Source organism: Mobiluncus sp. (genome assembly GCF_985070215.1).
The window spans coordinates 92566-99223 of the sequence record NZ_CFKZQR010000003.1 but is presented as its reverse complement, the minus strand read 5'-3'; the positions used below and the strand labels follow the sequence as shown (position 1 = coordinate 99223).

The 6658-nt window shown below is 56.2% G+C and carries 5 protein-coding genes; all 5 read left to right on the top strand.

Annotated features, from left to right (window positions below; all coding sequences use genetic code 11):
• Positions 1 to 548: carbohydrate ABC transporter permease (locus tag AC5LBQ_RS01425; protein WP_493264412.1), on the top strand; the 548-nt coding region annotated here is incomplete at its 5' end.
• 108 nt (positions 549 to 656) lie between these two features.
• Positions 657 to 1139: a DUF2975 domain-containing protein gene (locus AC5LBQ_RS01420; RefSeq protein WP_493264411.1), complete on the top strand. Its 483-nt coding sequence runs from the start codon at positions 657 to 659 to the stop codon at positions 1137 to 1139.
• On the top strand, positions 1140 to 1346 hold the full coding sequence (locus tag AC5LBQ_RS01415; protein ID WP_295026844.1) for a helix-turn-helix domain-containing protein: 207 nt from the start codon (positions 1140 to 1142) through the stop codon (positions 1344 to 1346).
• 363 nt (positions 1347 to 1709) lie between these two features.
• Positions 1710 to 4997 (top strand): isoleucine--tRNA ligase, encoded by a 3288-nt coding sequence (ileS, locus tag AC5LBQ_RS01410; RefSeq protein WP_493264410.1) that lies wholly within the window; start codon positions 1710 to 1712, stop codon positions 4995 to 4997.
• Positions 4998 to 5366: 369 nt separating this feature from the next.
• Entirely contained in the window at positions 5367 to 6617 is a 1251-nt protein-coding gene (locus tag AC5LBQ_RS01405) for an AAA family ATPase (protein ID WP_493264409.1), read from the top strand.
• The last annotated feature ends 41 nt before the right edge of the window (positions 6618 to 6658 follow it).

Here is a 6658-nt window from a genome sequence, read left to right as displayed (position 1 = left end):
TTGCTTGGGCCACCATGCGTTTCCGTTTTAGTGTTTTAATGTTGGCCTTATTTTTCTCCACGCTGATGCTGCCCGGAGAAGTCACTCTGACCAGCCAGTATTTGACGGTGAAGGCATTGGGTGCGGCTAACACCTTGGTGGGGGTTTTCCTGCCGACTGCCATTACTGCGATTAACGTTCTCTTGATGGCTACGGCAGTGCGCTCTATCCCTCCTGCCGTTTTAGACGCTGCCACGATTGATGGGGCTTCAACGTTACAGCAACTGCGTTACGTGGTCTGGCCCAATGTGAGAGGAATGGCGATGGTGGTTGCTCTGATGTCTTTCATCCAAGCATGGGATGACTTCTTGTGGCCGTTGGTGGTTCTTTCTGATCCAAAGAAGTACACGCTCACAGTTGGCATGCAGTACTTGCAGTCATCTTTTGGGACCAATCCCCGAGTGGTGGCTGCTGGCACGGTAATTGCGCTGATTCCTATCATTATTCTCTTTGCGGCCAGCCAAAAGATGTTCTTCCGCGGCGTGCAAGAGGGCGGTGTCAAGGGCTGATAGTGTAGGCATGCGAAAGGTGCGGCGTTTTGAATAACGCTCGCGTTTTATGTACATAAGGTACGCTGACCTATTGACAAACGATATATAAGTATCGATAATCGATATATGAAATTTTCTCGAGCTTACGTAATTTTGTCGGAAGTTGCCTTGATTGCAGCTCTTCCTGGGGTGTTGTTGCTCCAGCTATTTTGCGTATTAGCGGCATGGGAAACGGGGGAGGAATTCCCAGAGGTTCGCCACCTGGTCGTACCATACGCGCTGGCGGCCGTAGCGGCGCTCATTTGTGTGCAGATACTGATTGTGGCGTTGATGATGCTGGTAAGGGCAGTTAGCAAAGGAGCTTTTTTTACTGCTAAAACCATGAAATGGATTAATCTGGCGCGTCTCATGGTTGCTATCGGCCCCGGTATCGTCGCGATAACCGGTGGGCATATGAGCATTTTTGCACCGGCAACCAGACCGGAGCCGCCACTTTTATTCCTCGGCGGAATAGTTTTGGGAGTGGGGCTATTCTCCCTGGTCAGCCTGGCTAAGAGTATTTTTCAAGCCGCACTGGACGATGCGGCAGAATTAGCGGAGGTCATCTAAGTGATTACGGTAAATCTGTCGGTGTTGCTGGCCCAGCGAGGTATGTCGGTTCAGGACTTTGCGCAGGCTGTGGACATCACGGCGGCTAATGTCTCGATATTGAAAAATGGTCACGCCAAGGCAATCCGCTTCTCTACACTGGAAAAAATCTGCCGAGTTTTGGAGTGCCAGCCGGGAGACATTTTGAGCTATACCCCGCAGGATTAAGAATCCGTCCTGACCGTTGGGCTTTTTGAACCACAGGCAAAACAGTCACTTTTTTGAGTCCAGAGAAAAAACTGGATAGAGTGGAATCCGCATTGAACCGGTCCGGACTGTTGAGCCCGGATATCGCCGGGGAGCTTCGGAAAGAACGGTTGTGTGCCGTGCACGCGACTCATTAGACTCCGACGGGCAGGCCCGTTACAGCCGTATTGAGCGGCTCACTTGGCCAACTCAATAGTCTGGCCGCACCGATTGGTCGGCACCCAGACTTTTGCATGATCACGTGAGCAAGCGAGGTGGTACCGCGCCCACCGACAGAGTGTCGCAGGCGTCCTCGTGAATGAACGATTCGCGATAAGGACGAAGATGAGCGAGAAAAAACGCGGGTTCTACCCCAAACACCGGGACACTTCCCTGGACGCCAGCCCGAATTTTCCGAGCCTTGAAACTGAAACCCTGGCATTTTGGGCTGCGGATCATACTTTCCAGGCTTCTGTAGATGCCCGTCCCGCTGGTCAAGACGGCAGTAACGAGTTCGTGTTCTATGATGGACCGCCCTTTGCCAATGGCTTGCCGCACTATGGCCACCTGTTGACGGGCTACGTGAAAGACATCGTGGGGCGTTACCAGACCATGCAGGGACGCCGTGTGGAGCGGCGCTTCGGATGGGACACTCACGGCTTGCCCGCCGAGCTGGAAGCGGAACGCATCCTGGGCATCGAGGACAAGGAACAAATCGAAGGCCCGGGCGGAATGGGGATTGAGGCCTTTAACCAGGCCTGTCGTGAGTCGGTGCTGAAATATACCAAAGAATGGGAAGAATATGTGACGCGCCAGGCGCGCTGGGTCGACTTTGGAAACGACTACAAGACCCTCGACCCCACTTTTATGGAATCGGTCATTTGGGCGTTTAAGACCCTGTATGACAAGGGGCTCATCTACGAAGGCTTTAAGGTGCTGCCTTACTGCTGGCACGACGGAACGCCCCTGTCGAACCACGAACTTAAGATGGATGACGACATCTATCAAAACCGCACCGACCAAACAGTCACGGTGGGGCTGCGTCTGCGTGACACCGACGAGATGGTGCTGATTTGGACCACGACCCCGTGGACGTTGCCCAGCAACCTAGCGGTCGCCGTTGGGGAGGACATCGACTACGTGCGCGTCACGCCGACCCAGGGGGAACTGCAGGGACAAACCGTCATCCTAGCCCAGGCTCGCTTGGCGGCTTATGAAAAAGAACTTGGGGAAAACCCGCAGGTATCCGCACCTTTCAAAGGCTCCGAACTGGTTGGCCTCGCGTACTATCCCATTTTTGATTACTTTGAAGATGCGAAAGCCGCCGCCATCGCTGATGGTACGGCAGACCAGCCCGGACACGTGGGACCGGGGTCGAAAGCCTGGACCATCATCGGCGCCGACTTCGTGTCCACCGAGGACGGCACCGGGCTGGTGCACCTCGCCCCGGCCTTCGGCGAGGACGACATGAATGTTTGCGCTACCCACCAAATCGGGGTGGTCATGCCAGTAGACGGAAACGGGGTTATCACCGCGGAAGTCCCAGATTACGCGGGAAAGAACGTTTTTGAGGCAAACCGCTACATCATCGCGGACCTGCGCGACGAAACCGGACCGGTGGCGACCCGTGAGGCGCGCCAGCGTCCCTGCCTGGTGAAAGTCGCCTCTTACGAGCACTCCTACCCGCACTGCTGGCGTTGCCGCCAACCGCTCATCTACAAGGCAGTGTCCTCGTGGTTTGTGCGCGTCACCGAATTCCGCGACCGGATGGTGGAGTTGAACCAACAAATCACCTGGACGCCGGAACATACCAAGAACGGTATCTTTGGTAACTGGCTGGCCGGGGCGCGCGACTGGTCGATTTCGCGTAATCGCTTCTGGGGTTCCCCGATTCCGGTATGGAAGTCGGACAATCCCGCCTATCCGCGCATTGACGTCTACGGCTCTTTTGCGGAACTGGAACGCGACTTTGGGGTCAAGATTGATAACCTGCACCGGCCGTTCATTGACGGTCTGACCCGCCCGAATCCCGATGATCCCAGCGGAAAGTCCACGATGCGTCGCGTCCCGGAAGTGCTGGACTGTTGGTTTGAATCCGGCTCCATGCCTTACGCCCAGGTTCACTATCCCTTTGAAAATCGGGAATGGTTCGAGACGCATTACCCCGGCGACTTCATCGTGGAGTACATCGGTCAGACCCGTGGCTGGTTCTATACCTTGCACGTATTGGCGACCGCGCTGTTTGACCGGCCGGCGTTCTTGAACTGTATCTCGCACGGTATCGTCCTGGGTGATGACGGGCGCAAGATGAGTAAATCTCTGCGCAACTACCCGGATGTTAACGAGGTTTTCGACAAGTACGGTGCGGACGCGATGCGTTGGTTCCTGATGAGTTCCCCAGTGGTCAGCGGGGGCAACCTGATTGTGACCGATAAGGGTATTCGCGACACGGTGCGGCAAACGATTCTGCCGGTGTGGAACGCCTACTACTTCTTTACGCTCTATGCCGGCACCTGTCAGCAGGGCGCGGGCTACGAGGCGAAGCCCGTGGACGTGGATGATGCCGCGAGTGTCAACGCGCTGCCGATGATGGACCGTTATCTGCTGTCCGCCGCGCGCCAGCTGTTCCACGATTTGCGCACGGAGTTGGATAACTTCCACATTCCGGAGGCTTGCGAACACGTCCGCCAGTTCACCGAGGTTTTGAACAACTGGTACATTCGCATTTCTCGCCAGCGTTTTTGGGACGAGGATCCGGCCGCCTTTGACGTGCTCTACACCGTGTTAGAGGCGCTGATGCGAGCGATGGCTCCGTTGCTGCCCTTGATTGCAGAAGAAGTCTGGCGGGGGCTGACCGGGGGGCGTTCCGTACACCTGATGGACTACCCGAACTGGGACGATGCTGTGTACGATGGCGCGCTCGTGGACGCTATGAACGAGGTGCGCGACGTCGTCTCGTGCGCCCACGCCTTGCGCAAGGGCGCTAACCTGCGGGTGCGTTTGCCGCTGAGCCGCCTCCAGGTGGTCGCCGCGGATCCGGAGGCCCTGCGTGATTACACGGCGCTCATTGCCTCCGAGGTCAACGTCAAGTCCGTGGAGGTGCTCGGCGTTGCCGAGTCCGGATTGCAATCAAGCCAGGAACTGACGCTCAATCCCAAGGCTTTTGCCCCCGAGGTGCGCAAACTCACTTCTGCGTTGTTCCAGGCGCAAAAGTCCGGTCAGTGGCGCTTGGACGGTGACGCGGTGGTGTTCGATGGGGTGGAACTCGGTGGAGAGCCGGTGCGCCTCACGGGTGAACAGTTTGGGCTGGTGACAAAGGTTGCAGCCGAGCCGGGAACCGTCGCCGATGTGCTGGACAGTGGCACTTTCGTGGTGCTGGACACCGAAGTGACCGAGGAGCTAGAAGCGGAAGGCTACGCCCGCGATGCGATTCGCGCGGTGCAAGACGCGCGTAAGAACGCGGGCCTGGACGTGGCTGACCGGATTGACCTGACGCTTGGCGTGCCCGCCGATAACCTCGAATGGGTGAAGGCTCACGAGCAGCTCATTGCCGGGGAAACCCTGGCCGTGTCCGTGAGGGTCAACCCTTCGAGCGGTAAGGAGCTGGAAATCAATGTGACCAAGCACGTTTAGAAATCTGTTCAGAAAATTTCATAGCGAAGGGCGATAATCTTCCGGATTACCGCCCTTCGACCTATTTACGATTCATTTTCCCTCGTGGCGTCTTGTCCCTTAGGTTAATGTGGGGTAGCGCGGCAACAAGACTGAAATAATACTGAGATGGGTACTGCGGTAAGCCCTACCGACAGTGAGAGGTTCACCGCTCTTTCCGTCTATACTCCAAACGCCACGAAGTCAAGTGTTTGTAAAAAACACTGAGAATCTGATAGAAATGGAGGTAAGAGGAGCCTCATCTAGGTGGAGGCCGGGGTCAGAGGAATTCCGGCATTCTGTCTAAAATCCCGAGAGAACGAGGCGAAAACACGCGAAAGTGGCGGAGAGATGCGCAAACTTTTTATACTTTACGGCCCGCAGGGGGCCGGCAAAACGACGTTTGTGCAGGAAAATAAACTCGATGAATTTTCCGTCAGCGCTGATGAAGTGCGTCGCATGTTTTCCCGCTATGTTCCCGCTCTCGATGGTGACACGGTCTTAATCGCCGGGGAGCATTTGCAGCGTTTGACCCGCCGCATTGTGCAAGAACAAGCTGATAACCTGATGTTTCTAGGCTCTCCGGTCATCATCGATGCTGTCAATGCCTCGCCTCGCTCTCGTTCGCAGTGGGAAGCGCTGGCGGATTCGCACGGCTACGACGTTTTAGCGGTGGACTTTACCCAGGTTAGTCGCGAAGAATTGCTGTCCCGTAACCTCAAACGTGGGGGAGACCGGATTCCTGATATCGAGTCATTCTTGGATCGCTTTGATTCCGTTCCGCCGCCGCAGACCATCACTCCGGCACAGATGCTGGATTGTTTTAAAACTTGCCAGGTTGACCTGGGCAATCGGCCGGTGAGAGTGGTTGGCGATGTGCAGTCCTGCGGGGGCGCCTTGGAACAGGCCGTGGCGGAACTGGGCACTCCGGACGCCAAGTGGATTTTCGTGGGCGACCTGTTTGACCGCGGTCCCGATGCTGGAAAAGTTTGGAAAATCCTGTGTTCCGTAGATAACGTGGTGATTACCGGAAACCACGAGAAATCCCTTTTGAACGCCTTGAAAGGACGAGGCACCAAGAGCGCCACCGAAGAATCAGTCAAACAGTTGCTGACAGCTGGAGCGACCCGCCAACAACTCGAAGATTGGTATCGTTCCACTGTGCCGTTCTATGACTTCCGAGTCGGGGGGACCCCAGCCACGCCCTCGGTTTCCGAAGTTCCGGGAACGAAATCTGGAGCGGAGAAACGCCCGGGAGCTCGCGAATATTTTGTATCCCACGGCGGGGTATATCCCGAAACCATCCGAGAAATCCGCCGCACCGGCTACTGCGATTTACCTGATGATTACTTTATTTTTGGAGTGGGTACGCGTGCCAACACCTACCGGCGGCGCTACGAGTTTAAGAATTTCCCCGAGATGGGGGACCATGAAATTGTCCAACTGCACGGGCATCGCAACGAAAGCCGGGAAAACTTTGTGAACCCTGGGGTCATCGACCTCGAATCCGGGGTGGAAAAGGACGGTTGGCTCTCTGTGTACGCTATCGACGGCGTTACCGGTGAGGGCCAGATTCACAAGTACCGCGAGCCGCGGGACTGATGACCGCAACACGCTGGTGATGCCAGTCAAAAGACTCGGGA